Below are 26262 nucleotides of genomic sequence, written 5' to 3'. Positions count from 1 at the left end.
CCCAGGAGGTACGGCAGGGCCCGGGCTTAGGAAATGCGGGGGTGGCAGGGGCGGGTCAGGAGGGGAGCGGGGGTGCGAGGGGGAGGCGGAGCTCGAAGCGGGCGTCGCCGGCCACGCGGAGGCTGCCCCGGTGCGCCACCGCGACCTCGCGGGCGATGGCCAGGCCCAGGCCGGTGCCGCCGGCGCCCCGGCTGCGCGCGCTGTCGAGCCGGGTGAACCGCTCGAAGATGCGCTCCCGCTCGTGCTCGGGGATGGGCGCCCCGTCGTTCTCCAGGCTGAGCACGGCCTCGTCGCCCGCGGCGGTGAGCTCGACGCCGATGCTGGTGTCGGCGTGCCGTTCGGCGTTGTCGAGCAGGTTGGCCAGCAGCCGGTCGAGCTGGAAGCGCACCCCTTCGACGAACACCCCGTCGGCGAGCGTGGCGGTGATCGGGACCGGCCCGGTGCGGTCCAGAAGTGTCTTGCGCACGAGTTCGCCCAGGTCGAGCCGCTCCTTGACGATGTCCACCCGGGAGCCGATCCGCGCCAGCAGCAGCAGGTCGGTGATGATCGCCTCGACCCGGTCGGTGTCCTTCAGCGCGTCGTCGACCAGTTCGGCGATGTCGGTGTCCTCCGGGTAGAGCTGGGCGCCTTCGAGCTGGGCGCGCAGCCCGGCCAGCGGGGTGCGCAGTTCGTGGGAGGCGTCGGAGGCGAAGCGGCGCTGCTGCTCGGCCGCGTACTCCAGCCGGGCGAGCGTGCCGTTGATGGACCGGGCGAGCTTGGCGATCTCGTCCTCGCCGGACGGCTCCACGACCCGGCGGCCCGGGTCGGTGGCGTTGATGTCGTCGAGCTGGGCCCGGATCTGGTTCACCGGCCGCAGCGTACGGCCCGCCAGCAGCCAGGCGATCCAGGTGATCAGCGCGGTGAGCAGCACGACCTGGATGGCGATGACCAGGTCCACGGCCCGGCCGGCCAGGATCGACGGGGTGGGCTGCGCGACGTAGACGACGAGGGAGTCCGGTCTGGTCGACTCGCGGAGCGCGGTCAGGTGCAGGCAGCCGAAGCTGGGGCAGGCCGTGGTGTTGACGACGCGGTCGGAGGCGGCCGGCCACACGTCGCTCAGCCGGGACAGGCGTTGCGCGGCGGGGGTGGCGGCGACCACGGTGCCGTCGGCGGTGACGACCTGGACGAGCGTGGTGGGGTCGGTGTTCTTCAGCCGGAGCACGTCGCCGGCCAGGTCGCCGCCGCGGATCATCCCGGTGACCAGGGCGGCGGTGTCGCGGTTCTCGGTCCAGACCTCGGCCGCCGAGAGGGAACGCGCGAGGGCGGCCCCCGCCACTCCGGCGGGCACCAGGACAAGGGTGGCCACTGCTGCTGCGATGAGCGTGACCCGTCCGCGGAGGGTCGTCGCCCATATGCGTGCCACGTCCCGAGGCTACTCGGGCGTACTGTCCGGATATATCGGGCAACTGGAAAGATTTCCCCATTTCTGGCCACCCGCCAAACCCGCCAACCTTCGGCGGCCGGGTCAGCGCACGACCGCAGCGCCGCTCGGCGAGGGTCAGCGCGCGGGCTCGACGAAGACCGCGACCGTCCGCCCCGGCACCGTGAACGTGCCGCTCTCCTGGTCGAAGGCGGCCCGCTTGACCACCGGGTCCGCCCCCGACGCCTGCACCGGATGCAAGCGCGCCCCCGTCACTCCCGCCACCACCTGCCGCTGTACGGCAGGCGTCGCGTTGAACACCACGGTGAGCGCCTTCCACGCCGGATCCACCCCGGCCGCGTCCACCCGCATCGTGATCACCCCGGGCGCCGAGGCCGGAAAGGTGACCCGCCGCCGCACCTCGTCGAGCGTCGGCAACGCGAAGGCCCGCGACCCCGACCGGATACGGAGGAACTCCCCGAACCCCGCCCGCGCCGCCTCGATCGCCGCGCAGTCCGGCCGCAGCGCCGGATCGGCCAGCAGCGGCCGGGCATAGGGCCACCGTGACTCGTTGCCCGCCTTCGGCGGCAGCCCCGCCCCGAACCCGTTGCCCTGCCGGCAGTCCCAGTGCAGCCGGTTGAACCAGTCGCCGGAGTCGTAGGAGTTGCGGTCGAGCGACTTCGACCGCAACCGCTCGCCGCCCGCGTGCACGAACGCCGTGCCCTGCCCGAGCAGCACGATCGCCAGGCAGAGCGCCTGCATCCGCACCCGGTCGGCCATGGGCGTGCCCGGCGGCAGCTTGTAGGCCAGCGCGTCGTAGAGCGTCTCGTTGTCGTGCGCGTCCACGTAGCTGACCACGTCCGGGGGATCGGCCGCGTACCCGGCGGGCGAGCCGTGGTAGGACACCTCCGAACCCTTGCGCCCGTCGGGCAGCACGTAGTCGCGCAGGTTGCCGGTCAGCCCGAGGGTGACCAGGTCCTGGTAGACCTTGAGCCGCTCGTCGGGGCGGTCGGCGCGGCCCGAGCCGAAGCCGGGCTCGCGCGGGTCGGCGTCGGAGGTGCCGCCGCCGCGCACCGCGTCGCGCAGCCGGTCGCTGAAGGTGCCGATGCCGGTGCCGGCCAGGTTGGCCTGGGTGGCCTGCTCGAAGCGGGCGTCGCCGGCGACCTCGCCGAAGTCCCAGCCCTCGCCGTACAGGATGATCTGCCGGCCGTCCACGCCGTCCCTGGCCACGGTGAGCCGGTCGAGTGCCTGCCGTACCGCCTGGATGTTGGCCTTGGGGTGGTGGCCCATCAGGTCGAAGCGGAAGCCGTCGATCTTGTATTCGCGGGCCCAGGTGACGATCGAGTCCACGACGAGCCTGCCCATCATGGTGTGCTCGGGCGCGGTGCCGGGGCAGCAGGTGGAGGTGGCGACGGCGCCGTCGTCGAGGCGGCGGTGGTAGTAGCCGGGCACGATGTGGTCGAGCACGCCGAGGCAGTGGGTGTGGTTGTAGACCACGTCCATCACCACGCGCAGCCCGGCGGCGTTGAGCGCGGCGACCATCTCGCGGAACTCGCGCACCCGCCGGTCCGGGTCGGTGGCGTAGGAGCCGTCCGGCACGGTGTAGTGCAGCGGGTCGTAGCCCCAGTTGAAGGAGTCCCGGGCCGCGGTCGCGGCGATGCGGGCCTGCTGCTCCTCGGAGTCGGGCGGGAGGGCGGCCAGGTCGCCGGCCGGTTCGGTGCGGTCGGCCCGCCGGTCCGGCACCGTCCCGAAGTCGAACACCGGCAGCAGGTGCACGTGCGTCAGCCCGTCGGCGGCCAGCTCGCGCAGCGCCCGCATGCCGGTCGAGTCCCGGCCGAAGGCCCGGTAGGTGCCGCGCAGCGGCTCCGGCACGCTGTGGTCGGTGGCGGAGAAGTCACGCACGTGCAGCTCGTAGAGGGTGAGCGGACCGTCGAGGGGCGGCTTGCGCAGGCCGTCCCAGCCGGAGGGCTTCTCCCGGCCTAGGTCGGTGAGCCGGCTGGCCACCGAGCCGGGGGCCAGGTCGAGGCTGTAGGGGTCGGTCACCTCGTTGGTGACCACCTTGCCGTCGGCGGGGGAGTAGACGGTCACCAGGAAGGTGTAGTCGCGTCCGCGCCAGGTGGGCAGGCCGCGCAGCGACCACACCCCGCTGTCCTCGTCGCGGCGCATCGGGTAGGTCCTGCCGCCGATCTTGAGCTTGACCTGGCGGGCGGTCGGCGCCCAGAGGGCCAATCTGGGCAGGATCGTCCCGCTGGGCCCGAGCCGCGCGGTCGCCGCCTTGGCGTACAGATCGTCCAGGACGCCGGGGATCTGCACCCCGGTCGCGGTCAGCAGGTGCCCGGCCGCGTCCCGCTCCACCGCGACCACGTGCCCGAGCAGCGCGGCCTTGACCAGGCCGGCGTCGCGCGGGTCCACCTTGAGCGCGGCGTGGTCCTTCAGGTGCGGCCACTTCACCCGCTGCCCGTCGCTCAGCGTGCCCGGGGTCAGGCGGATCACCCGGTACGGCTTCGCCAGGTCGAGCCGGTCGTCGCCGAAGGCCAGCGCGTACTGCCGGCCGGCGGCCGGGACGACCTGCCAGGCGACGGTCTCGCGGTCGATCCAGTGCGCCCGCGCCTTCGACAGGTCCGCGTCCGCGCCCCGCGGCCGGGGCAGGACGAAGCCGTCGGTCCCGGCGACCTTCCACGCCTCGTGGCCGGTGGCACCCAGGTCGAGCACCTGGTCGGCCGGCTGGTCCTTCTCCTCGCCCCGGTGCACGACGAAGCTCAGGCCGGTGGCTCCGGCGGCCAGCGGGACGCGCCAGTGGACGCCGAAGTGGTCGCGCCCGTCCGGCTGGAGCGGCGCGTCCCACTCGGTCGGGGTGGCCGCGCCGGTCCAGACGTGCAGCCCCCAGCCGTCGTAGTCGCCATCGGGCCGGTGGTAGTGCAGCACGGCGACCTGCTCGGCGGCGGCCCTGGTCGGGTGGACCCGGGCCGCGCCGGAGTTCACGTAGGCCTCGGGGCCGGTGAAGCTCTGGTCGGGGCCTGGGTCCTTCTCCTCGCCGTTGCGGATGATGAAGGTCACCGGCGCGTCCGGCTTCCTGAGCGGGATCGTCCAGTACGGGCCGAAGGCGTCGGTTCCGTCCGGCTGTCTCGGCCGTGCCCAGTCGGTGGGCTCGGCCACCGCCTCGCCCCACAGGTGCAGGCCCCAGCCGGCATGGGCGCCGTCCGGGCGGCGGTAGCGCACCGTGGCGTGACCCTGGGCGGCCCGGCGCGAGCCGTACACCTCGGGCTCGCCCTCGACGAGCCAGACCTCGCCGCGCCGGGTGACGTCGACGAGCCGCTCGCCTCCGTCCTTCTCCTCGCCCTTGTGGACGAGCAGCCCGACGCCGGTCGCGCCGGGCGTGAGCCGGATCCAGGCGAAGCGGCCGAAGGCGTCCTCACCGTGGAGGGGCAGCGGGGCGTCCCACGCGGTGGGCCGTTCCACGTCGCCCCACACGTGCAGGCCCCAGCCGTCGGGGTCCTCGCGCCGGTAGTGCACCAGGAGCCAGTCGCGCCCGGGTGCGCCGGCGGCGTCCCTGACGGCCTCGTCATCGATGATCACAGTGCCACCAGGGATACCCCGCAGACCGGGAAATACGCGAGCACCTCGGCCGGTCGGCTTGCCGCAAGTTTCAGCGGGCGAGCCAGACCGTGGTGTCCGGCGGGACCGTCTCGCCCGCCATCGGGCCGCTGGCCAGCAGCACCTCACCGGCCAGCCCCAGCGCGGAGAGCGTGACCGGGGTCTCGCCGGTGTTGGTCACCAGCGTGAAGCCGGGCTCGCGGCGCAGCACCAGCACCTCCTCGGGCGCCTGCACCCACTCGATCGAGCCGAGACCGAGCGCCGGGTGCGCCTTCCGCAGCCGCAGCGCCTCCCGGTAGAGGGTGAGCGTGGAGCCGGGGTCGCCCTCCTGCGCGGCGGCGGTGAGGGCGGCCCACGAGGCGGGCTGCGGCAGCCACGGCGCGGCCGAGCCGGCCGGACCGAAGCCGAAGCCCTCGGCCTGGGTCCCCGACCAGGGCAGCGGCACGCGGCAGCCGTCCCGGCTCTCCCCGGTGCGCAGGAACGCCGGGTCCTCGCGCAGCTCGTCCGGCAGGTCGAGCACCTCGTCGAGGCCGAGCTCCTCGCCCTGGTAGAGGTAGGCCGAGCCGGGCAGGGCCAGCATGAGCAGGGTGGCCGCCCTGGCGCGGGCCAGCGAGCCGTGCCGGGTGACGTGCCGGGGCTTGTCGTGGTTGGACAGCACCCAGGTCGTCGGCGCCCCGACGATCTCCGCCTCGGCCAGCGAGCGGTCGATGACCTCGCGGAAGGACTTGGCGTCGAAGCCGGCCATCATGAACTCGAAGTTGAACGCCTGGTGCAGCTCGTCCGGCCCCACGTAGCGGGCCAGCCGCGCGGGGGAGGAGACCCACGCCTCGGCGACCGCCATCCGCCCGCCGGGGTAGGAGTCGAGGATCGGCCGCCACTCGCGGTAGATCTCGTGCACCCCGTCCTGGTCGAAGTAGGGCACCTGCTCGTCGCCGAGCATCTCGGCCTGGCGGCCCTCCTTCGGCCCGACGTCGGGCAGCCCGGCGGCCTTGACCATGCCGTGCGCCACGTCCACCCGGAAGCCGTCCACGCCCCGGTCGAGCCAGAAGCGCAGGATCGAGCGGAACTCCGCCCGCACCTCGGGGTGGTCCCAGTTGAGGTCGGGCTGCTCGGGCGCGAACAGGTGCAGGTAGTAGGAGCCGTCGGGTGCCTGGGTCCAGGCGGGGCCGCCGAAGATGGACTCCCAGTCGTTGGGCTCGTCGCGGAAGATGTAGCGGTCCTTGCCGCGCCCTTGCAGCGCCTCCTGGAACCAGGGGTGCTCCGAGGAGGTGTGGTTGGGCACCAGGTCCACGATCACCCGCAGGCCGCGCTCGTGCGCCCCGGCCACCAGCGCGTCGAAGTCGGCCAGCGAGCCGAAGCGGGGGTCCACGTCGCGGTAGTCGGCGACGTCGTAGCCGCCGTCGGCCAGCGGCGAGGTGTAGAACGGACTCAGCCAGAGCGCGTCCACCCCCAGCTCCGCGAGGTACGGCAGGCGTCGCACCACCCCGCCGAGGTCACCGGTACCGTCTCCGTCGGAGTCGGCGAAGCTGCGGGGATAGACCTGGTAGACGACGGCGTCGCGCCACCAGTCGGCGGGGTCGGGCATGCTCACGGCGCACTTATCCTTCGGGTCGGCGGAAGGTGTGGAGCTGGTCAAGCGTAACTTGCTGCAAGTTACAGTGCCCAGTGAACTGGCCAAGACGGGACATAGGCCCGCTTAAGTGGTCGCAGTCCGGTAAAAGGTCTTTGCAAGTTCTTCCAAAACTTGCAACAAGCCGCTAACGTCCCCGTCACACCCGATGAACATTCCAGGAGGAGTCATGCGCATCCGCGCTGTGGCCGCTCTCGCGAGCCTGGCCTTCGCCGCCGCGGCCTGCGGTGGCGGCGAGACCGCCAAGCCCGAGGCCGCCCCGGAGGCCACGCCCGCCGGATCCGCTTCGAGCAGCGCCGCGCCCGCCGCCGGCGGCAAGCTGGTGATCTGGTCCGAGGGCGCCAAGCGCACCGCCGCGCTCAAGCCCTTCGCCGAGCAGTTCGGCACCGAGAACGGGGTGACGGTCGAGATCAAGGAGCTCACCGACAACCCGCAGCAGGCCTTCGTGACCGCCTCCCAGCAGGGCAGCGGTCCTGACGTCATGGTCGGCGCGCATGACTGGATCGGCAACATGGTGCAGAACGGCGCCATCGAGCCGGTCACCCTGACCGAGGAGCAGAAGGCCGCCTTCAACCCGGTCGCCATGAAGGCCGTGACCTTCAACGGCCAGGTTTACGGCGCGCCGTACGCGGTCGAGAACCTTGCGATCATCCGCAACACCGAGCTGGTCCCCGAGGCCCCCGCCACCTTCGACGAGCTGGTCGCCAAGGGCGCCGAGCTGAAGAAGGCCGGCAAGGTCAAGGAGATCCTGTGCCTGCAGGTCTCCGAGCGCGGCGACGCCTACCACGCCTACCCCCTCTTCTCCTCCGCGGGCGGCTCCCTGTTCGGCACCACCGCCGCCGGCGACCCCGACCCGGCCAAGGTCACCGTCGGCACCGGCGACTCGGTCAAGGCCTGGGCCAAGCTCGGCGAGTTCGGCAAAGCCGGCGCGCTGAAGGCCACCATCACCCCCGAGAACTCCATCGCCACCTTCGCCTCCGGCAAGTGCGCCTTCCTGGAGTCGGGCCCGTGGGCCATGAACGACGTCAAGAAGTCGGGCCTGAAGTACGACGTCTCGGCGGTCCCCGGCGTCGAGGGCGGCAAGCCCGCCACCCCGTTCGTCGGTGTGCAGGCCTTCTTCGTCGCGGCCAAGGGCAAGAACAAGACCCTCGCCCAGGAGTTCGTGACCAACTACGTCACCAACGTGGACGTCGCCAAGGCCCTCTACGAGGCCGACCCGCGCCCGCCGGCGCTGAGCGCCGCGCTCGAGGCGGTCCAGGGCAACGACCCCGACCTGGCCAAGTTCCTGGAGGCCGGCAAGGACGGCATGCCCATGCCGGCCATCCCCGAGATGTCGGCTATCTGGGAGCCGTTCGGCATCGCCGAGGTCTCCGTGATCAAGGGTGGCGACCCGGCCAAGGCCGCGGCCGCCGCGCAGACGGCCGTCGAGAAGACGCTCAAGAAGTAACCGGACATGTCCGCAGACAGCGTGACGACCCCGCCGGACGCCACCCGCCCCGCCGCCGGTTCCCCCTCGGGGACCGGCCCGGCGGGCGGGGGGCGGCACGGCCGGGTCCCGGCCCGGCGGCGGGAGCTGACCACGGGCTTCCTGCTCAGCCGGATCGCGGTGCTGGGCGTGACCGCGGCGCTCCTGCTCTTCGCGCTGCCGCCGCTGGTCTCGGCGGGCGCCTGGCCCGCCGTGGCCGTGGTGTGCGTCGCCGCCGCGATCATCGCCTTCCTCTACCTGACCCGGCGCTTCGTCCCGGCCAAGTACCTGATCCCCGGCACCGTCTTCCTGCTGGCCTTCCAGGTCTTCCCGGTGCTCTACACGGTCAGCACGGCGGTCACCAACTTCGGTGACGGCCACCGCGGCACCAAGACCGAGGCCGTCGAGGCGATCGAGCGCGGCTCGCTCAGGCAGGTCCCCGGCTCGCCGGAGTACCAGCTCACCGCCGCGATCAAGGACGGCGAGCTGGTCTTCCTGCTGGCCGACGCCAAGACCAAGCGGGTCAGCGCCGGCACGGCCGAGGGCCTGACCCCGGTCGAGGGCGCGAAGCTCGGCATCACCGGCAAGGTCGTGCAGGCGCCCGGCTACGAGGTGCTGACCGCGCCGCAGGCCGCCGCCCGCGGCAAGGAGATCTCCGCGCTGACCGTCCCCACCGAGGGCGGCGCGATCAAGGCCAACGGCCTGAGCCGCGCGGTGGAGAGCAAGGCCGAACTGGTCTACGACGCCTCCTGCGACTGCGTCCAGGGCCGCGGCGACCGATGGACCGCCGACGCCTCGACCGGCTACTTCGTCAACGGCCGCGGCGAGCACCTCGCCCAGGGCTGGCAGGTCAACGTCGGGCTGAGCAACTTCACCCGGGTGGTCACCGACCCGACGATCTCCGGCCACTTCGCCGGCGTCTTCGCCTGGAACCTGTCGTTCGCGCTGATCTCCGTGGTCTCCACCTTCGTCCTGGGCATGGCCCTGGCGCTGGTCCTGCACCACCCGCGCATGCGCGGCACCAAGGTCTACCGGATCGTGCTGATCCTGCCCTACGCGATGCCCGCCTTCGCGATGCTGCTGATCTGGCGCGACATGTTCAACCGCGACTTCGGCCTGATCAACCAGCTCACCGGACTCGACCTGAACTGGCTGGGCGACCCGCTCACCGCCAAGGCCGCGGTGCTGCTGGTCAACCTGTGGCTCGGCTTCCCCTACATGTTCCTGGTCACCACCGGCGCGCTGCAGGCCATCCCGCGCGAGCTGACCGAGGCGGCCGGCATCGACGGCGCCTCCCCGTGGTACGCCTTCCGCAAGGTGACGCTGCCGCTGCTGCTGGTGGCGCTGGCCCCACTGCTGATCTCGTCGTTCGCGTTCAACTTCAACAACTTCAACGCGATCCAGCTCACCACCAACGGCGGCCCGTTCGACGTGGACAACACCCAGGTGGGCGGCACCGACCTGCTGATCACCTACACCTTCCGGCTGGCGTTCGGCACCGGCTCGGCGCAGTTCGGCTTCGCCGCGGCCATCTCGGTCTTCATCTTCGCCATCGTCGCCGTGCTGTCGGCGATCACGTTCCGGATGACCCGCAAGCAGGAGGAGGTGTACCGGTGAAGATGGCGCTCAGGCACGCTTTCGTGCTGCTCGCCTGCGCCTTCGCGCTGCTGCCGATCGTCTTCGTGGTGTCGGCCGCGCTCAACCCGCTCGGCACCCTCGCCACCGCCGAACTGGTGCCGACCGGAGCGAGCCTGGACAACTTCGTCAACCTGTTCAGCTCCGACGTCTACCCCTTCGGCCGCTGGTTCCTCAACTCGGTCGGCATCGCGCTGGCCTCGGCCTTCACCAGCCTGCTGCTCAGCCTGATGGCGGCCTACGCCTTCAGCCGGATGCGCTTCAAGGGCCGCAGGATCGGGCTGCTGTCGCTGCTGTTCATCCAGATGTTCCCGCAGTTCCTGGCCATCGTCACGATCATGATGATCTTCACCAGGATCACCGAGTTCTACCCGGCCTTCGGCTTCGACACCGTCTCCGGCCTCATGCTGCTCTACATGGGCGGCGCGCTCGGCGCCAACACCTGGCTGATGAAGGGCTTCCTGGACACCGTCCCGAAGGAGCTCGACGAGTCGGCCACCGTCGACGGCGCCAGCCACGGGCAGATCTTCTGGCGGATCATCCTGCCGCTGGTCACCCCGATCCTCGCGGTCACCGGGCTGCTGGCCTTCATCGGCATCATCAACGAGTTCATCATCGCGGGCGTCTTCCTGCGCGACCCGGAGAGCAAGACCCTCGCCGTCGGCATGTTCGGCATGCTCTCCGGCGACGGGCGCAACACCAACTTCGGCATGTTCGCCGTGGCCACCCTGATCACCGCGATCCCGACGGTGGGGGTCTTCATGTGGCTGCAGCGCTACATCGTCTCCGGCCTGACCGCCGGAGCCGTGAAGGGATGAGCATGATCGGCCTGATCGACCAGCCGCACCACGACGGTTCGGCGCTGTACGTCTCCACGCTCAGCCCCAGGCTCGGCGAGCGCGTCACCGTGTGGCTGCGCGTGCCGTACCGGGTGGAGAGCGTCTCAGTGCGCACCGTCCACGACGGCGAGCCGCGCTACACCCCCGCCGAGGTCGACCACGAGCGCACCGGCCGGCCCGTGGCCGGGTACGGCGCGGCGGACACCTGGTGGAAGGCGGAGATCACCGCCCACAACCCGGTGACGCCCTACCGCTTCCTGCTCGACGGCCGCTGGTTCACCGCCGCCGGGCCGGTGGACCACGACGTGCCCGACAGCACCGACTTCCGGCTGGTGGCCCACCCCGCCCCGCCGGAGTGGCTCAAGGACGCCATCGTCTACCAGATCTTCCCCGACCGCTTCGCGCGCTCCGACCCCGAGGGCAAGATGCCCGACTGGGCGCTGCCGCGGCAGTGGGACACCGACCCGGTCATCCCGCGCGGCCCCGGCGTCGCCGAGCAGTTCTACGGCGGCGACCTGGACGGCATCACCCAGCACCTGGACCACATCCAGGCGCTCGGCGCCGACACCGTCTACCTGACGCCGTTCTTCCCGGCCCGCTCCAACCACCGCTACGACGCCTCCAGCTTCGACCGGGTCGACCCGGTGCTCGGCGGCGACGCGGCGCTGGAACGGCTGGCCGAGGCGGTGCACGCGCGCGGCATGCGGCTGCTGGGCGACATCACCACCAACCACTGCGGCGACGCCCACGAGTGGTTCACCACCGCCGTCTCCGACGTCAACGCGCCCGAGCGCGAGATGTTCTACTTCGACCCCGACACCGGCGACTACGAGTCCTGGTGGGGCGTCAAGACGCTGCCCAAGCTCAACTGGAACAGCCCGCTGGTGCGCGAGCGCATGACCGAGGTGCTCACCCGCTGGCTGAGCGTGCTGGACGGCTGGCGCGTGGACGTGGCCAACATGAGCGGCCGCTTCCGCGCCGACGACCTGGCCCACGACGTGGCCCGCTCGCTGCGCGCGGCGGTCGGCGACGTGGCCTTCATCGCCGAGCACAACCACGACGCCGCCTCCGACCTCGACCGGGGCGGCTGGCAGGGCACCATGAACTACGCCGGCTTCACCCGGCCGGTCTGGACGTGGCTGCGCGGCGAGGCTCCGGGGCTCGACACCTTCCTCGGCGTCCCCGGCGACGTGCCGCTGCGCGACGGCGAGCAGACGCTGGCCACCTTCCGCGCCTTCGCGGCCGGCATGTCGTGGCAGGCGCTGACCCACTCGTGGAACCTGCTCGACTCGCACGACTCGCCGCGCATCCGCACGGTCACCGGCTCCCGCGAGCGGCACCTGCTGGCCCTCGGCCTGCAGGCGACGCTGCCCGGCACGCCGATGGTCTTCGCGGGCAGCGAGTTCGGGCTCACCGGCATCAACGGCGAGCACTCGCGCACGCCGATGCCCTGGACCCGCGAGCGCGACGAGGAGACGCACGCCGCCTACCGCGAACTGCTCGGCCTGCGCCGCGCCGAACCGGCGTTGCGGCACGGCGGGCTGCGCTGGCTGCACGCCGACGCCGACTGCCTGGTCTTCCTGCGCGAGACCGAGGCGGAGTCGCTGCTGGTGGCGGTCCGGCGGGCGCCCGGCCCCGAGATCGAGCTGCCGCTGACCGGCACCGCGACCGGCGTCTACCACGCCGGCGACCTCGCCGAGATCCGAATTCCCTGTGAAGGTCCTGCGCTGCGGATCTGGCGGCTCGCCAGCGGGGTTGGACCGCTGTAACCTGCACCGTCATGAAGGCGATCTCCTTGACGGCGCTCCTGCTCATGCCTGCCGTACCCCTGTCGGAATCGGGTACGGCGGGCACGACGTACTTCGTGGACTCGCGCCAGGGAGACGACAACGCGGCCGGCACGAGCGCGGCCAAGCCGTGGCGCTCGCTGGACAAGGTCAACACCGCCGACCTCAAGCCCGGCGACGCGATCAGCTTCCGCCGCGGCGGGAGCTGGGAGGGCGCGCTCACCCTGGCCGCCAAGGGCACCGCGGCCCGGCCGCTGGTCGTCCAGGCCTACGGCGAGGGCGCCAGCCCGAAGATCACCGGTGACTGCGTCACGGTCAGCGGCGACCACTGGCGGATCAGCGGCCTGCGCGCCAGCAACTGCCGCTGGGCCGGCTTCGAGCTCGGCGGCAACGGCAACGAGCTGACCGGCGTGCACGCCGACCGCAACATCGCCGGCGTGCACATCATCGGCTCGCGCAACGTCGTGCGCGACAGCAAGCTGATCGGCAACGACCGGATGAGCGTCAACACCGAGGGCGGCGACGACGACTCCGGCGCCTTCGGCGTGCTGCTCAACGGCGACGACAACCTGATCACCGGCAACACCATCACCGGCAGCTACGCCAAGAGCTTCGACTACAAGAGCGACGGCGCGGCGGTCGAGGTGTTCAACGGCGACCGCAACCGCGTCACGCACAACATCGCCCGCGACAACGAGACCTTCACCGAACTCGGCGCGGAGAAGGGCAAGACCGCCACCGGCAACGTCTTCGCCTTCAACGTCGTCACCTCCTCCCGCGCGCGGGCCGGCTTCCTGGTCACCCGCGGTCCCGGCCACGTGGTCGGCCCGGTCAAGGGCACCGTCGCCGTGCACAACTCGGTCAACCTGCCCGGCCGCCAGACCATCGGCTGGTCCTGCCACGACGGCTGCTCGCCGACCATCCTGCGGCTGCGGAACAACGTCATCTCGGTGGCCGGCCAGATCGGCTACGCCGACGGCAAGGGCGCCGACGAGGCGGGCAACGTCTTCTCCGGCCGCACCGCCCGCTTCCGCGTGCACCGCACCTCGGTCGTGGCCAAGCCGCTCTTCGTCTCCGCCGCCGACCTGCGGCTGCGCGACGGCTCACCGGCGATCGGCCGCGCCACCCGGCTCGGCGCCGCGTGGTACGGCGGGCCCGCCCGCGACGTGCTCGGCAAGGAACTCGGCGCCAGCCCCGACGCCGGCGCCTACCAGCGCTAGGCGGCCGTCCAGACCCGGCTGCCCAGCACCCAGGCCGGGTCGAGCCGGGGCAGGCACGCCTGCACCCCGGCGGTGAAGGAGCGCTTCCGCTCGCCGGGGTCGATCGTCCAATCCATCGCGTCCGGCCGGCCGGCGAACTGCGCCTCCAGGAAATCGTTCCACCGGCCGTAGGAGCTGAGCACGACCAGCGGCTCGGGCACCCGCAGGTCGAGGATGACGTACTGCTCGTACTCCTCCGGCGTCCTGGGGCACACCAGCAGCTCAGCGGTGAGCTGCACCTGCTCGCCCCGGTCGTCGGGGCCCGGCCAGGCCCAGATGGGCGCGTTCCCGGCGCAGTCCACCCCGCGCCGGGCCATCTCGGCCACCATCTCGGCATAGGCGGGCAGCCAGGTGGGGATGACGCGCTCCCACCGGCCGGTGAGCCCGCCCGCCAGCTCCGCCAGCACCGCCCGGTGCTGCACCGTCCACAACCGCACGCCCTCCATCCTGGCGGCAGCCGGCCAAGCTTTGCCACGCGATTTCCGGACCGTCATGGACCCATGGCACGCGGGGCCTCATCCTGGTGAAACACCTACGGAACCCGACGGAAACCTCCCTGCGGCACCGTGGTTCGCGAGAACGAGCAGAGGACGATCGACATGCTGCTGCGACTGAGAATCTCGCTCCCGGACCGCCCCGGCGGCCTGGGGCACGTGGCCCGAGCCCTGGGCGTGCTGGGCGCCGACATCCTGCAGGTGACGGTGCTCGAACGTGAGGCCGGGCGCGCGGTGGACGAGTTCGTGGTGAACTGGCCAGGTTCGGGCGGTCCCGAGACCGTGGCCGAACGGCTCACCGGCGTGCCCGGCATCCGCGTGGAGGGTGTCTGGGCCACCCGCGAGGTGCCCGGCACCGCGCCCGACTACGACCTGCTCTGGCACGTCGCCGCCGACCCGGCGCGCGCCTACGCCACCCTGGTGGACGCCCTGCCCGCGCTGTGCGGCGGCGAGTGGGCCGCCGCCTTGCTGGGCGAGGAGGTACGGCTGCGCAGCCCGCTGGCCCCCGAGCAGGTCAAGCTGCCCGAGGTGCTGCGGCCCAGCACGCTGAGCGAGGGCGGGCTGGCCTACCTGGCGCTGCCGGCCGGCGGCCTGACGCTGGTGGTCGCCCGGGGGGACGGCCCGCCGTACCATCGGGCCGAATTGGAACGTGCCGTGCAGCTCGTACGGGTGGTGAGCAAGCTCGCCGAGTGCTGAGCGGGCCCCGCTGGATCGAGCGGCGGTTCAGCGGCGGTTCAGCGTCGGTTCAGCGGCGGGGCGGGTCGATGCGCGCGCCGTCGACGGTGAACAGCATGAGCCGGCTGAGGTCGATGCCGACCTTGGCCGGGTCGCCCACCCGCCAGACCGGGCGGCTGCCCACCCGGACGATGACGTCGGAGCGCCGGTGGATGCCGCCGACGTTCTGCCCGACCTGCTCCTGCTGCGGGAGAAGCTCCTGCTCGGAGCCGAACATCCGGCGCATGATGCCGCGCAGCCCGCCCGCCTCCTGCTTGGCCGCCTGCGCCGCCACCCGGGGGTCGGGCGGCTCGGGGACGGGCATCGAGGGGATGCCGCACTCGACGTAGGCCAGCCACTCGTGACCGTGGTACTCCAGAGCGCGCACCCGGCCGAAGATGGCCGGGCCCTCGAAGCTCTCCGGCACCGGCGCCAGCCCGTCGGGCCGCATCCCGATGAGGATGTCCTTGCCCACGTACTGGGAGGTGGCGTAGGCGCGCGGATCGCTCCAAGGCAGGATGATCGAGTGCGGGCCGAGGTCGAGCAGCACGTACTGGTTCTGCGGGGTGTGCACCCCGGCGGTCATCAGGTTGAGCTGCTGGGAGTTGAGGAAGCTCGCGGTGAAGGCGGTGGCCGGGTCGTTGAAGATCTGCGACGGGGTGCCGACGTCCTGGAGCACCCCGCGGTTGAGGATGGCGATGCGGTCGGCCAGGGTGAGCGCCTCGACCTGGTCGTGCGTGACGTAGATGGTGGTGACGCCGAGCGAGCGGACGAGCGAGGAGATCTCCATGCGTAACTCGGTGCGCATCCCCGCGTCCAGGTTGGACAGCGGCTCGTCCATCAGGAAGAGCTTGGGCTGGCGCACGATGGCGCGGCCCATCGCCACGCGCTGGCGCTGGCCGCCGGAGAGCGTTCCCGGGCGGCGGTCGAGCGTCTCGTCCAGGTGCAGCGCCTTGGACAACTGCACCACCCGCTCGCGGGTGAGGTTCGGGTCCTCGCCGGCGATCTCCAGCGGGAAGGACATGTTGCCGCGGACCGTGCGGTGCGGGTACAGGGCGCCGTTCTGGAAGACCATGGCGACGTCGCGCTCGCGAGGGCTCAGATCGTTGGCTATGCGCCCGTCCAGCCAGAGATCACCTTCCGTGACCTCCTCCAGGCCGGCGATCATGCGGAGCAGCGTCGACTTGCCGCAGCCCGAGGGCCCGAGAAGTACGAGGAACTCCGCGTTGTCGGCCTTGAGGCTGACTCGATCGACTGCCAGGTGGCCGCCTGGGTAAACCTTGGTCACCTTGTCGAGAACGACCGTGCTCATGCGCCCTACCTTGCGCGAGTGACTGATGAGGTAGTACATCGCGCGTTCACCGTGGGTGTCCAGAGATAACCCAAAAAATCATCAGGGCTCATATTTTTGTCCCATATTTCGGACATGGGGCTGACGGGTGAAACGGTTTGCGTAAACTTGCGGAAAGGAATTCCAGGCACAGTCGAGAGCAGGACACGGGGGAACCATGACGGAGTGGTGGCGCGACGCGGTGATCTACCAGATCTACGTCCGCAGCTTCGCCGACGGCGACGGCGACGGGGTGGGCGACCTCGTCGGGGCGAGGGACCGCCTGCCGTACCTGAAGGACCTCGGTGTCGACGCGGTCTGGCTGACCCCCTTCTTCACCTCGCCGATGGCCGATTTCGGCTACGACGTCGCCGACTACCGCGACGTGGACCCGCTCTTCGGCACGCTGGGCGACGCCAAGGCGCTGATCGACGAGGCGCACCGGCTCGGGCTGCGGGTGATCATCGACATCGTGCCGAACCACACCTCCTCGGCGCACCCGTGGTTCCAGGAGGCGCTGCAGGGCCGCGGCAAGGACCGCTACATCTTCCGCGACGAGCCGAACGACTGGGAGTCCATCTTCGGCGGCCCGGCGTGGACGCAGGCCCCGGACGGGTCCTACTACCTGCACCTGTTCGCGCCCGAGCAGCCCGACCTCAACTGGGACCACCCCGAGGTGCACGCCGAGTTCGACTCCGTGCTGCGCTTCTGGCTCGACCTCGGCGTGGACGGTTTCCGCATCGACGTCGCGCACGGCATGGTCAAGCCCGCCGGGCTGCCCGACATCGGCCACCCCGACCAGGTCCGGCTGATCGGCACCGAGCCGGTCCCGTACTTCGACAACGACGAGGTGCACGACATCCACCGCCGCTGGCGGCGCATCCTCGACTCCTACCCCGGCGAGCGCATCGGCGTCGCCGAGGCGTGGGCGCCCACCCCGGCCCGGCTGGCCAACTACGTCCGGCCGGACGAGCTGCACCAGGCGTTCAACTTCCACTACCTGTTCGCCCCCTGGCAGGCCGGCCCGCTGCGCCAGGTCATCGACGAGTCGCTGGCCACCGCCGGCTCCGTCGGCGCCCCGACCACCTGGGTGCTGTCCAACCACGACGTCAAGCGGCACGTCACCCGGTACGGCTCGCTCGCCCGTGCCCGCGCCGCCGGGCTGCTCACCCTGGCGCTGCCCGGCTCGGCCTACGTCTACCAGGGCGAGGAGCTCGGCCTGCCCGAGGTGCTCGACCTGCCGGAAGAGGTGCTGTGCGACCCGCAGCGGCTGCGCGACCCCGACAGCGGCCGCGACGGCTGCCGGGTGCCGCTGCCCTGGACGCGCGACCTCGGCTGGCGCGAGCCGTGGCTGCCCATCCCGGCGGCCTGGTCGGAGCTGAGCGTCGAGGCCCAGCAGGGGGCCGCCGGCTCCACGCTGGAGCTGTACAAGGCGGCGCTGCGGCTTCGCCGTACCCTCGACGGGCCGCTGACCTGGCACGCCTCGCCCGAAGGCACGCTGCTGTTCTCCCGCGGCGACTTCGTCTGCTCGGTCAACCTGACCGGCTCCACCGCCGGGCTGGTCCGCGGCGAGGTGCTGCTCTCCAGCGACACGCCGGAATCGCTTGATTCCACCACGTGGTGGAGAGGCAGGGTTGCGTAAAGTGTCCCTCATGAATGGCCATGCCCGTCTCGCCGACATCGCCGCCCAGGCCGGAGTGAGCGAGGCCACCGTCAGCCGGGTGCTCAACGGCAAGCCGGGCGTCTCCCACGCCACCCGGCAGGCGGTGATGACCGCGCTCGACCTCATGGGCTACGAGCGTCCCCAGCGGCTGCGGCAGCGCAGCAACGGGCTGGTCGGGCTGGTCACCCCTGAGCTGGACAACCCCATCTTCCCCGCCTTCGCCCAGGCCATCGAGAAGGCGCTGACCCAGCACGGCTACACGCCCGTGCTGTGCACCCAGCTGCCCGGCGGCGCGCCCGAGGACGAGTTCACCGAACTGCTCGTCGACCGCGGCGTCAGCGGCATCATCTTCGTCTCCGGCCTGCACGCCGACACCACCGCGCGGATGGACCGCTACACCCGGCTCATCGACCGCGGCCTGCCGATCGTGCTGGTCGACGGCTACAACGACCGCATCGACGCGCCGTTCATCTCACCCGACGACCGGCTCGCCTCCCGCCTGGCCGTGCAGCACCTGGTCGACCTCGGGCACGAGCGCATCGGCCTGGCCCTCGGACCCCGGCGGTTCGTGCCGGTCATCCGCAAGATCGACGGGTACAAGCAGGCGATGGCCCAGCTCCTGGGCGCTCCCGACGTGGACGACCTGGTGTCCCACTCGCTCTTCTCCGTCGAGGGCGGGCAGGCCGCCGCCGCGCAGCTCCTGGCGCGCGGCTGCACCGGCATCGTCTGCGCCAGCGACCTCATGGCCCTCGGCGCGATCCGCGCCTGCCGCGAGCGGGGACTGTCGGTGCCGGGCGAGGTGTCGGTCGTCGGCTTCGACGACTCGCCGCTCATCGCCTTCACCGACCCGCCCCTCACCACCGTCCGCAAGCCCATCGGGGCGATGGCGTCTGCGGCCGTCCAGACCCTGCTCGAAGAGGTCAACGGGGCGCCCGCGCGGCACATCGAGCTCATCTTCCAGCCCGAGCTCGTCGTGCGCGGCTCCACCGGCTCCGGCCCCCTCGTCAACCGCTGACCCGTCCTTGCTTCGGCTCCGCCCGCCAGCGGACCGATCGGTGACCCACCCGCCGAGCTTCGCGCCCGCGAGCCGGCCTCACCCTTCTCCGGTTTGGACGTCCCGTGATCGACCTGCTCGTCATCGGCGGTGCCGGCGTGGACAGCACCGTCCAGGTGCCCGCCCTCCCGCTGCCCGACGCCGACACCCACCCCGTGCCCCCGATCATCGACCGCATCGGCAACACCGGCGCCGGCGTCGCCCTCGGAGCCGCCGCGCTGGGCCTGTCGGTCCGGTTCGCCGACCTCATCGGCGAGGACCCTCAGGGTGAGCTCATCCGCGCCCGCCTGTCCGGCCTCGACTTCGCCTGGGCGCCCGCCGCCGCCGGAACCCGCCGCAGCGTGCTCCTCGTCGACCCGGCGGGCCGCCGCACCTCCCTGCACGACCCGCGCCCCACCCCCGGCGAACGCCTGCCCCGTGAGCTGTACGCGGTCCCGGCCAGGCACGCGCACGTCTCCATCATGGACTTCGCCCGCCACGTCTACGCCGACCTCGACGGCGTCCCCACCTCGACCGACCTGCACGACTGGGACGGCGTCAACCCCTACCACCTCGACTTCGCGCGCGAGTCCGACCTGGTCTTCCTCAGCGCCACCGCCCTCGGCGACCCCGAGGCCGCCATGCGCGCCATCCTCGGCCTGGGCCGGGCCGGACTGGTCGTCTGCACGCGGGGCGCGGACGGCTGTCTCGTGCTCGCCCGCGGCGGCGCCGTCCGCGCCTTCCCCGCCGCACCGCTGCCCGGGCCCGTGCTCGACACCAACGGCGCGGGCGACGCGTTCGTCTCCGGCTTCCTGTACGGCAGGCTGCGGGGCGCGTCGGTGGAGCAGTGCGTCCGCTACGGCGCTTTGGCCGGTGCGCACGCCTGCACCTCGGCCGGCACCCACGAACAGCCGATCACCGAGCCCGAACTCCTCAAGCGCGCCACCGCCTGACCACCGCTTGGCCGTGCGTCAGGCGAGCGGGAGGCGGACGCCCCGGCTCAGGGCCGAGTCGTGCAGTTCCAGGCTATGCGGGCGGCTGTTCCTCGGCAGCAGGAACTCCAGCGTCGCGGCGAACGAACCGCCGGGCTCGACCCGGGTCGGCGTCAGCGCCTTGCCCGCCCGGTCGAGCAGCCGGGCCGCGGCGTAGCGGGCCTCCTTGGTGTCGACCAGCTTCTGGAAGCCCGGGTACACCACCCGGCCCTCCTGGCCGACGTTCCGCACCCGGATGCTCACCGTGCAGGTGCGCGTCGCGGCCGACTTGGCCGCCTTGGCGCAGCTCGACTTGGTGACGGCGAAGGTCAGCTTGCCGTCCTGGGCGGTCGGGGTGTCGGCGTTCACCGCGGAGGAGCGGAAGAACATCGACACCAGGCCGATCACGATGGCCAGCATCACCACCGCGATCAGGATCAGCGCCAGGCAGCCGCCGCTCGGGCCCCTTCTGGTCTTCGGCGGGGTGAAGGGGGGCGGCTGGGGCAGGCGGCCGCTGCCGGTGTGGCCGTGCGGGTGCGGCATCCGCGCCGTCCCGCTGGGTCCCGGGCCACCGCCGCCACGCCGTCCCACGGGCCCGCCGACGCCGGGCCGGGGGCCACCGGGTCCGCCCGAGGGCAGGCCGGTGTGGGGGCCTGGCCGAGGGCCGCCCGCCGGGGCTGCCGGAGGGTGGCCGGGCTGGGCGCCTGGCGGTGGGGCGGAGTGGCTGGTGACGGTGTGGCCAGGCGCGCCGGGGTAACCGCCCGGAGGCGGCTGCGGCAGCCGGCCGGAACCGGTGTGCCCAGGCGACAGCCCACCGGCGGGCGGCCCGGCCTGTGCACCGGGCTGCGGTCCACCGGGTGGCGGCCCGGCCTGTGCACCGGGCTGCGGTCCACCGGGTGGCGGCCCGGCCTGTGCACCGGGCTGCGGCCCACCCGGCAGAGGCCCGGGCTGCGGGCCGCCCTGAGGTCCACCTTGGCTCCCACCCTGCGGCCCGCCCAGGGGCGGCGCACCCTGCGGTCCCGCTTGGGGTCCACCCTGCGGTCCACCTTGCGGTCCGCCGTGGGGGCCGGCCGGGGGGCCCGCCAGAGGGGCGGGAGGGGGGACGTTCTGGGGGTGGGGGTGTTGTTCGGGGAACTGGCCGGTGCCCAGACCTTGCGGCGGGGGGACGGGGGAGGGGCCGCGGCTGCCGGGAGGGGGCGGCGGCGGGGCATCCGTGCGGGGGTAACGGTCGGGGCCGCGGTGCGGGGCGTGGCGGGGGTCGGGGCCGCCGCGGTGGGGGTCGGGCGTGTGGCGGGGGTCGGGGGCGGGGCGGCGGTGGGGCGGCTGGGGGTGGCTCGGGCGGGGGTGGGGGAAGGCGGCCGGGTCCCAGGAGTCGGTCAGGAAGCGGGTGGCCGCCTGCTGGGCACCACTGCCCTCGGCGCCGACCAGCTCCAGCAGCAACTGCGTGGCCGTGGGCCGCCGGGACGGGTCGGGGTGGATGGCGGCGGCGACCAGCCGGTCGAGGGGCGCCGGCAGCCCCCGCAGGTCGGGCGGCGCGGTCCGGGCACGGGCGGCCATGACGTAGGCGTCGCCCTCCCCGAACGGGTGCCCACCCAGCCCCGCGTAGGCGATGAGCGACCCCCAGGCGAAGACGTCGGCGGCCGGGCTGGTGCGCCCCTCGAAGACCTGCTCGGGCGCGATCCACCCCGGCGTGCCCATGACCATGCCGACGTTGGTGTGCCGGGTGCCCAGGTGCGTGGAACGGGCCAGACCGAAGTCGATCACGCGCGGCCCGGCGAGGGTGAGCATGACGTTGGCCGGCTTGAGGTCACGGTGGACGAGCCCGGCGGCGTGGATGGCGGTGAGCGCCGCGGCCACCCCGACCCCGACCGAGTGCAGCATGGAGTGCGGCAGCGCGCCGTGCGCCAGCAGGTGGTCCTCGAGCGAGACGCCGTCGATGTACTCGGTGACGAGGTAGAGCACCCCGTCGTCCTCGCCGTGGTCGAGCACGCGCGCGGTGCAGAACGAGGCCACCCGGCGCGCGTTGGAGACCTCTTCGTGGAAGCGTTCGCGGTAGACCGGGTCGGCGGCGTAGTCGCGGCGGATCGCCTTGACCGCCACCTGGCCGGCCGCGCCGCCGCCCTCGCCCGCCTCGTCGGCCCGGCGGGCCAGGTAGACCGTGCCCATGCCGCCCGTGCCCAGCCGGCGGGTCAGCTGGTACGGACCGATGGTGGCGGGGTCGTTGGGGGTCAGCGGACCCTGCTGTCCCACCGCCGCCTTCCCTTCGCCGTTGTCGCGCCCCAACCCGGTCTCGTCCCCTAGAGTCAAACGCCCGATTCACCCAAGACTCTAGTGGAGGAAGGACGTTTCGGCGTGCCGGTGGAGTTCCTGGGCGGCTCGGGCGAGATCTCCCGAGGCACGCTCGCACCGCCGTACGTGGTCGGTGAGGGCGGCGCTCAGCCACGGCGGCGGGTCGGGGAGGGCGGCGGCGACCCCGCGCAGCCGCTGGGCGAGCTCGGCGAGCTCGGCGGCGTCGCCGCGCAGGCGCAGGACGAGGGCGTTCATCGGGCCTCCCGGTCGTGCAGGCGGTACACCTGGGAGCGCAGCACCGCGCCGCGGTAGGCGGCGAGCTGTTCGTCCAGGTGGGCACGGGCGGCGGGCAGGTGTTCGCGCAGGTCGGCGAGGTAGACGCCGATGCTGTGGCACTGCGGGAAGCGGTGGCTGGGGTGGGTGTAGTCGACGACGTACCAGCCGGGGTGCAGGTCGGCGAAGCAGCTCCCGGTGCCCAGGCCGTCGAGCGCGGGGACGATGTCGTGCTGGTTGGTGATGGAGGCGACCCAGGTGTCGGCGTCGGCGCAGACCTTGAAGTCGATGGGGGAGCCGACGCAGACGACGTGCGTGACGCGGTAGCGGGCGCAGAAGGCCGGGTTCTGGGCGAGGTTCATGACGGCCGCGCCGCCCTCGCTGTGCCCGATCAGCGCCAGCGGCGCGCCGTCGGGCACGCCGAAGGCGCGGATCGCCTTGGCCAGCGCCCGGACGTACGGCGAGTCGTTCAGCATGGCGTTGCGCCCGGCGCCGACGAAGTCCTGCGGGGTGTCGTTGATCGGCCGGCCGAAGCCCATGCCGGGCGCGTGCAGCACGTACCGCCCGCCTTCGACCTCCTGCAGCAGCACGCGCCCGTCGGTGCCGAGGGCGGCGATGTTGCCGAGGAAGCCGAGCACGCCGCCGCGGGTGGTCAGGCCGGGCGGGGCGTCGGCGGGGGTCGCCGAGCCTTCGCCGCGGTCCCAGCGGGTGATCGCGCGGGTGGCCAGGCCCAGCAGCGGCTCGGCGTCGGGCCGGCGGCCGGTGGCGATGGCCCAGCCGCACCCGTCGTTGAACGGGTTCTCGTCCACCAGCGCCCGCGCGGCCAGCACCTCCATGATGATCGGCGCGACGGCCGACATCGCCTCTGAGGCGCCGCGCTCGGCGACCATCGCCCGCAGCAGCCGGCCGGCCTCGATCTCGCGGTCGCCGGTGGCGGCGTCGACCAGCGCGCGGGTGGCCGGGTCGGTGAGCAGTTCGGGGTGGGTGAGCGCGACGGCGGCGATGCGCAGCCGCAGCGAGGTCACGGCCACCTGGCGGGCAAGGCTCTCCATGCCGGCCACGCCGCCGAGCCGGGCGAGGGTCCCGCCGAAGGCGAAGCCCAGGCCGCGCCTGCTGGTGACCGCCTGCAGCAGCGCCGCGTGCACGCGCAGCGCGCTCACCGGCCGCGCCAGGGCCGAACGGGTCAGAACGGGGTCGAGCAGGGCGGACGCCGTGCGCTCACCGGTCGCGCGGATCCGCTCGGCGACGCGGGCCAGTTCCAGCGCGGCGGCCTTGAGCCGCGCCTCCCGCTCGGCGACCCCGGCCGGGGCGCCGCCGCCGTGCTCGTCGAGACAGCCGCTCATCGTTCCTCCAGGGTCAGCCGCAGCCGGGGGGTGTCCAGCATCAGCGGCAGCGGGTCGGGCAACCACGGCCCGCGGATCGCGGCCCGCGCCATCAGCTCGCCGAGGAAGGCCGAGCCGGTGTGCAGGGCCAGCTCCATGCCCTTGCACTGGCCGTCGCCCCGGCTGAACGGCCCGAGCAGCCACTCCCGTTCGGCGGTGCCGTCCTGCCAGATCGCCGGGGTGAAGCGGTCGGCGTAGGGCAGCGACGGATCGCGCTGGTGCAGCACGAGCGGGATCAGCACGCTGGTCCCGGCCGCCAAGGGCGCGCCTTCCCAGGTGGTGTCCTCGGTGAGTGTCCGCATCAGCGCCGGCACCGGTGCCCACAGCCGCAGTCCCTCCAGCAGGACTGCCCGCGGATCGTCCCCACCCGGTACGGCAGGCCGCCCCGCCAGTAGCGCGAGCGCCTGCATGATCCCGGGCGGCGGCACGGTGAACCCCATCAGCCAGAAGGCCGCCTGCCGTACTGGGCAGACCGGCGGCCGGGGCGCGAGCCCGGCGGTGAGCCCGGCGAGGCTGCCCGGCTCGGCCCGGCGCAGGTGCACGGCGATGAGCGCGTCGTAGCGGGCCGACAGCTCCCGCTGGCGGGCCTGCCGCAGGCCCATCCAGTTGCCCGCCCCGCGCAGCGCGGCCAGCAGGCGGCTGAGCTCGACCGCGTCACGGGCGCCGTCGCCGTAGATGCAGCGGCGCGCGACCCGGTTCCAGGCGTCGTTGAGCCGCGCGTAGGTGAGCACGCCGGGCACCAGCGCCGCGGCCTCCTCGCGGGCGACCTCGGCGAAGCGCGGTTCGAGCCGGGACAGCACGTCGGTGACGAAGGCCCGCCTGGCCTCGCGGTCGGAGCCGGACGACAGCAGCAGCGTGCCCTCCAGGAAGGGGCCGAGCCCGGCGACCTTCTCCTTGCTGGCCAGCGTGTAGAGGTCGGTGGGCGCCTCCAGCACCCGGCGCACCCCGTCGCGGCCCAGCACCAGCAGCGTGTGCCCGGCCGGGCCGCGGGTCAGGACCGCCTCGCCGTACCGCTCGCGCAGCCGGGCCAGCACCCGCTGGGCCCGGCCCAGGGTGCCGAGGCGGGTGGTGAGGGTGTGCGCGGCGGGGATCGAGGCGATCGTGCCGCGCAGCAGGCTGGGGGCGTAGAAGGTGGCGGCCAGGGCGGCGTTCTCGCGCGCGGTGGCGCGGGGGATCGGATCAGACATGGAGCACCTTGCCCGGGTTGAGCAGTCCGGCGGGGTCGAAGAGCCGTTTGAGCCCGCGCTGGAGCTCCAGGGCCGCGGGGTCGAGCTCGCGGGCGAGCCAGTCGCGCTTGAGCAGGCCGACGCCGTGCTCGCCGGTGATCGTGCCGCCGAGCTCCAGCCCGGCGGCCATGATCTCGTCGTAGGCGGCCGAGGCGCGGGCGACGGCGGCGGGGTCGTCGGCGTCGAAGAGCACGATCGGGTGCAGATTGCCGTCGCCGGCGTGGCCGGTGGTGCCGATGAACAGCCCGGCCCGGGAGGCGATCGCCTCGACCCGGTCGATCAGCGCCGCGAGCTCGCTGCGCGGGACGGCGACGTCCTCGATGAAGGCCGTGGGCCGGCCGGGCATCCCGGCCATGATCCGGCCCATCGCCGGGGCGATCAGCCGGCGCAGCTCCAGGGCGTGCTCGGTCGCGGTGCCGCCGATCAGCTCGGCGATCTCCGGCAGGCTGCCGTCGTCGCACTCGACCACGAGGGTGGACGCGGCGGCCAGGTCGTGGCCCAGGTCGCGGATGGCGCCGCACACGTGCCGGTCCATCAGCTCCAGCGCCGAGGGGGTGTGCCCGGCGGCGACGACGGCGGCGACCGCCTCGCCGGCCTCGCCGGCGCTCCCGAACTGGGCCAGCAGGCCGCGCACCGGCCCCCGGGCGGGCCGCAACGCCAGGGTCGCCTCGACGATCACCCCCAGCGTGCCTTCGGAGCCGACGAACAGGCTGGTCAGGTCGAGCCCGGCCACGCCCTTGACGGTCCTGCGGCCGGTCCGCACGAGCCGCCCGCCGGCCAGGACCACGCTCAGGCCGAGCACGTAGTCGCCGGTGACGCCGTACTTGACGCAGCACAGCCCGCCCGCGCCGGTGGCGATGTTGCCGCCGATCGTGCAGGTGTCGCGGGAGACCGGGTCCGGCGGGTAGTGCAGGCCGTGCGCGGCGACCGCCTCCTGCAGCGCGCGGGTGGTGACGCCGGGCTCGCAGCGGGCCAGCCGGTTGGCCGGGTCGATCTCCAGGATGCGGTTCAGGCCGGTCAGGCTGAGCACGACGCAGCCGTCCACGGCGTTGGCGCCGCCGGCCAGGCCGGTGCGGGCGCCCTGCGGCACCACCGGCACGCCGTAGGCCGCGCTCACCTCCAGCACGTGCCGGACCTCGGCCACGGTCGTCGGCAGGGCCACGGCGGCGGGCAGGCCCGCCGGGCAGAAGGGCGCGCTGTCGCGCGCGTACGGCTCGCCGCCGGTCAGCACGCGGCAGCCCTCGCTCAGGGTTTCCACCAGGTCCACAGGACAGGTCCT

The 26262-nt window shown here is 73.0% G+C and carries 19 protein-coding genes; 9 read left to right on the top strand and 10 right to left on the bottom strand.

Going from position 1 to position 26262, the window contains the following annotated elements; translation table 11 throughout:
• Positions 1–55: 55 nt before the first annotated feature.
• The 3 genes from AB0I67_RS31965 to AB0I67_RS31955 form a co-directional block, all read right to left on the bottom strand.
• Positions 56–1402 carry an ATP-binding protein gene (locus AB0I67_RS31965; protein WP_357931072.1) on the bottom strand — a complete coding sequence of 449 codons (1347 nt, stop codon included), beginning with the start codon at positions 1400–1402 and terminating at the stop codon, positions 56–58.
• 135 nt (positions 1403–1537) lie between these two features.
• Positions 1538–4975: a pullulanase-type alpha-1,6-glucosidase gene (gene pulA, locus AB0I67_RS31960; protein WP_357931069.1), complete on the bottom strand. Its 3438-nt coding sequence runs from the start codon at positions 4973–4975 to the stop codon at positions 1538–1540.
• A 70-nt stretch (positions 4976–5045) separates the two neighbouring features.
• Entirely contained in the window at positions 5046–6578 is a 1533-nt protein-coding gene (locus tag AB0I67_RS31955) for a glycoside hydrolase family 13 protein (protein ID WP_357931262.1), read from the bottom strand.
• A gap of 214 nt (positions 6579–6792) precedes the next feature.
• Here AB0I67_RS31955 and AB0I67_RS31950 point away from each other — a divergent pair, with 214 nt between their 5' ends.
• The 5 genes from AB0I67_RS31950 to AB0I67_RS31930 are packed head-to-tail and all read left to right on the top strand — an operon-like array spanning position 6793 to position 13569.
• Positions 6793–8070, top strand: coding sequence for a maltose ABC transporter substrate-binding protein (locus AB0I67_RS31950; RefSeq protein ID WP_357931067.1), 1278 nt, complete (start codon positions 6793–6795; stop codon positions 8068–8070).
• Positions 8071–8076: 6 nt separating this feature from the next.
• A complete protein-coding gene (locus tag AB0I67_RS31945) occupies positions 8077–9705 on the top strand; it encodes an ABC transporter permease subunit (protein WP_357931064.1) in 1629 nt (542 codons plus the stop codon).
• A 2-nt stretch (positions 9706–9707) separates the two neighbouring features.
• Entirely contained in the window at positions 9708–10541 is an 834-nt protein-coding gene (locus tag AB0I67_RS31940) for a sugar ABC transporter permease (RefSeq protein WP_357931259.1), read from the top strand.
• A 2-nt stretch (positions 10542–10543) separates the two neighbouring features.
• Entirely contained in the window at positions 10544–12331 is a 1788-nt protein-coding gene (locus tag AB0I67_RS31935) for a glycoside hydrolase family 13 protein (protein WP_357931061.1), read from the top strand.
• 11 nt (positions 12332–12342) lie between these two features.
• A complete protein-coding gene (locus AB0I67_RS31930) occupies positions 12343–13569 on the top strand; it encodes a NosD domain-containing protein (protein ID WP_357931059.1) in 1227 nt (408 codons plus the stop codon).
• On the opposite strand, the gene AB0I67_RS31925 is transcribed toward AB0I67_RS31930, so the two are convergent.
• Positions 13566–14045, bottom strand: coding sequence for a hypothetical protein (locus AB0I67_RS31925; protein ID WP_357931056.1), 480 nt, complete (start codon positions 14043–14045; stop codon positions 13566–13568). The genes AB0I67_RS31930 and AB0I67_RS31925 overlap by 4 nt on opposite strands.
• A 162-nt stretch (positions 14046–14207) precedes the next feature.
• Between AB0I67_RS31925 and AB0I67_RS31920 the strand changes: the two genes are divergently transcribed.
• Positions 14208–14798 (top strand): amino acid-binding protein, encoded by a 591-nt coding sequence (locus tag AB0I67_RS31920; RefSeq protein ID WP_357931054.1) that lies wholly within the window; start codon positions 14208–14210, stop codon positions 14796–14798.
• A 49-nt stretch (positions 14799–14847) separates the two neighbouring features.
• Here the strand turns inward: AB0I67_RS31920 and AB0I67_RS31915 are convergent, their stop codons facing one another.
• A complete protein-coding gene (locus AB0I67_RS31915) occupies positions 14848–16128 on the bottom strand; it encodes an ATP-binding cassette domain-containing protein (protein WP_357931051.1) in 1281 nt (426 codons plus the stop codon).
• Between the two features lie 196 nt (positions 16129–16324).
• Here AB0I67_RS31915 and AB0I67_RS31910 point away from each other — a divergent pair, with 196 nt between their 5' ends.
• The 3 genes from AB0I67_RS31910 (at position 16325) to AB0I67_RS31900 (ending at position 19795) form a co-directional block, all read left to right on the top strand.
• The gene (locus AB0I67_RS31910) at positions 16325–17788 is read left to right on the top strand and encodes a glycoside hydrolase family 13 protein (RefSeq protein ID WP_357931048.1); all 1464 of its coding nucleotides are present in this window, start codon (positions 16325–16327) and stop codon (positions 17786–17788) included.
• A gap of 10 nt (positions 17789–17798) precedes the next feature.
• Positions 17799–18824 (top strand): LacI family DNA-binding transcriptional regulator, encoded by a 1026-nt coding sequence (locus AB0I67_RS31905; protein WP_357931046.1) that lies wholly within the window; start codon positions 17799–17801, stop codon positions 18822–18824.
• A 104-nt stretch (positions 18825–18928) separates the two neighbouring features.
• Entirely contained in the window at positions 18929–19795 is an 867-nt protein-coding gene (locus AB0I67_RS31900; RefSeq protein WP_357931044.1) for a PfkB family carbohydrate kinase, read from the top strand.
• Between the two features lie 18 nt (positions 19796–19813).
• On the opposite strand, the gene AB0I67_RS31895 is transcribed toward AB0I67_RS31900, so the two are convergent.
• From AB0I67_RS31895 to AB0I67_RS31875, 5 genes are all read right to left on the bottom strand, one after another.
• Positions 19814–22063 carry a serine/threonine-protein kinase gene (locus AB0I67_RS31895; protein WP_357931041.1) on the bottom strand — a complete coding sequence of 750 codons (2250 nt, stop codon included), beginning with the start codon at positions 22061–22063 and terminating at the stop codon, positions 19814–19816.
• Between the two features lie 78 nt (positions 22064–22141).
• Positions 22142–22357 (bottom strand): hypothetical protein, encoded by a 216-nt coding sequence (locus AB0I67_RS31890; RefSeq protein ID WP_357931038.1) that lies wholly within the window; start codon positions 22355–22357, stop codon positions 22142–22144.
• Positions 22354–23718, bottom strand: a complete 1365-nt coding sequence (locus AB0I67_RS31885) for a hypothetical protein (RefSeq protein ID WP_357931035.1) — start codon at positions 23716–23718, stop codon at positions 22354–22356. The genes AB0I67_RS31890 and AB0I67_RS31885 overlap by 4 nt, the downstream gene beginning before the upstream one ends.
• Positions 23715–24944, bottom strand: coding sequence for a cytochrome P450 (locus tag AB0I67_RS31880; protein WP_357931032.1), 1230 nt, complete (start codon positions 24942–24944; stop codon positions 23715–23717). Before AB0I67_RS31880 ends, AB0I67_RS31885 begins: the two co-directional genes overlap by 4 nt.
• Positions 24937–26250 (bottom strand): FAD-linked oxidase C-terminal domain-containing protein, encoded by a 1314-nt coding sequence (locus AB0I67_RS31875; protein WP_357931029.1) that lies wholly within the window; start codon positions 26248–26250, stop codon positions 24937–24939. The genes AB0I67_RS31880 and AB0I67_RS31875 overlap by 8 nt, the downstream gene beginning before the upstream one ends.
• Positions 26251–26262: the final 12 nt, after the last annotated feature.

Source organism: Nonomuraea sp. NPDC050310, from assembly GCF_040655795.1.
GTDB lineage: Bacteria > Actinomycetota > Actinomycetes > Streptosporangiales > Streptosporangiaceae > Nonomuraea.
This window is presented reverse-complemented; position numbering and strand designations above follow the sequence as displayed.

What these genes read in the sequence shown, in the direction of transcription:
- AB0I67_RS31930 (WP_357931059.1), top strand. Translation starts at nt 12,343, where the DNA reads ATGAAGGCGATCTCCTTGACGGCGCTCCTGCTCATGCCTGCCGTACCC.
- AB0I67_RS31885 (WP_357931035.1), bottom strand. Translation starts at nt 23,718, where the DNA reads ATGAGCGGCTGTCTCGACGAGCACGGCGGCGGCGCCCCGGCCGGGGTC.
- AB0I67_RS31880 (WP_357931032.1), bottom strand. Translation starts at nt 24,944, where the DNA reads ATGTCTGATCCGATCCCCCGCGCCACCGCGCGCGAGAACGCCGCCCTG.
- AB0I67_RS31890 (WP_357931038.1), bottom strand. Translation starts at nt 22,357, where the DNA reads ATGAACGCCCTCGTCCTGCGCCTGCGCGGCGACGCCGCCGAGCTCGCC.
- AB0I67_RS31915 (WP_357931051.1), bottom strand. Translation starts at nt 16,128, where the DNA reads ATGAGCACGGTCGTTCTCGACAAGGTGACCAAGGTTTACCCAGGCGGC.
- AB0I67_RS31945 (WP_357931064.1), top strand. Translation starts at nt 8,077, where the DNA reads ATGTCCGCAGACAGCGTGACGACCCCGCCGGACGCCACCCGCCCCGCC.
- AB0I67_RS31950 (WP_357931067.1), top strand. Translation starts at nt 6,793, where the DNA reads ATGCGCATCCGCGCTGTGGCCGCTCTCGCGAGCCTGGCCTTCGCCGCC.
- AB0I67_RS31935 (WP_357931061.1), top strand. Translation starts at nt 10,544, where the DNA reads ATGATCGGCCTGATCGACCAGCCGCACCACGACGGTTCGGCGCTGTAC.
- AB0I67_RS31940 (WP_357931259.1), top strand. Translation starts at nt 9,708, where the DNA reads ATGGCGCTCAGGCACGCTTTCGTGCTGCTCGCCTGCGCCTTCGCGCTG.
- AB0I67_RS31955 (WP_357931262.1), bottom strand. Translation starts at nt 6,578, where the DNA reads ATGCCCGACCCCGCCGACTGGTGGCGCGACGCCGTCGTCTACCAGGTC.
- AB0I67_RS31920 (WP_357931054.1), top strand. Translation starts at nt 14,208, where the DNA reads ATGCTGCTGCGACTGAGAATCTCGCTCCCGGACCGCCCCGGCGGCCTG.
- AB0I67_RS31910 (WP_357931048.1), top strand. Translation starts at nt 16,325, where the DNA reads ATGACGGAGTGGTGGCGCGACGCGGTGATCTACCAGATCTACGTCCGC.
- AB0I67_RS31905 (WP_357931046.1), top strand. Translation starts at nt 17,799, where the DNA reads ATGAATGGCCATGCCCGTCTCGCCGACATCGCCGCCCAGGCCGGAGTG.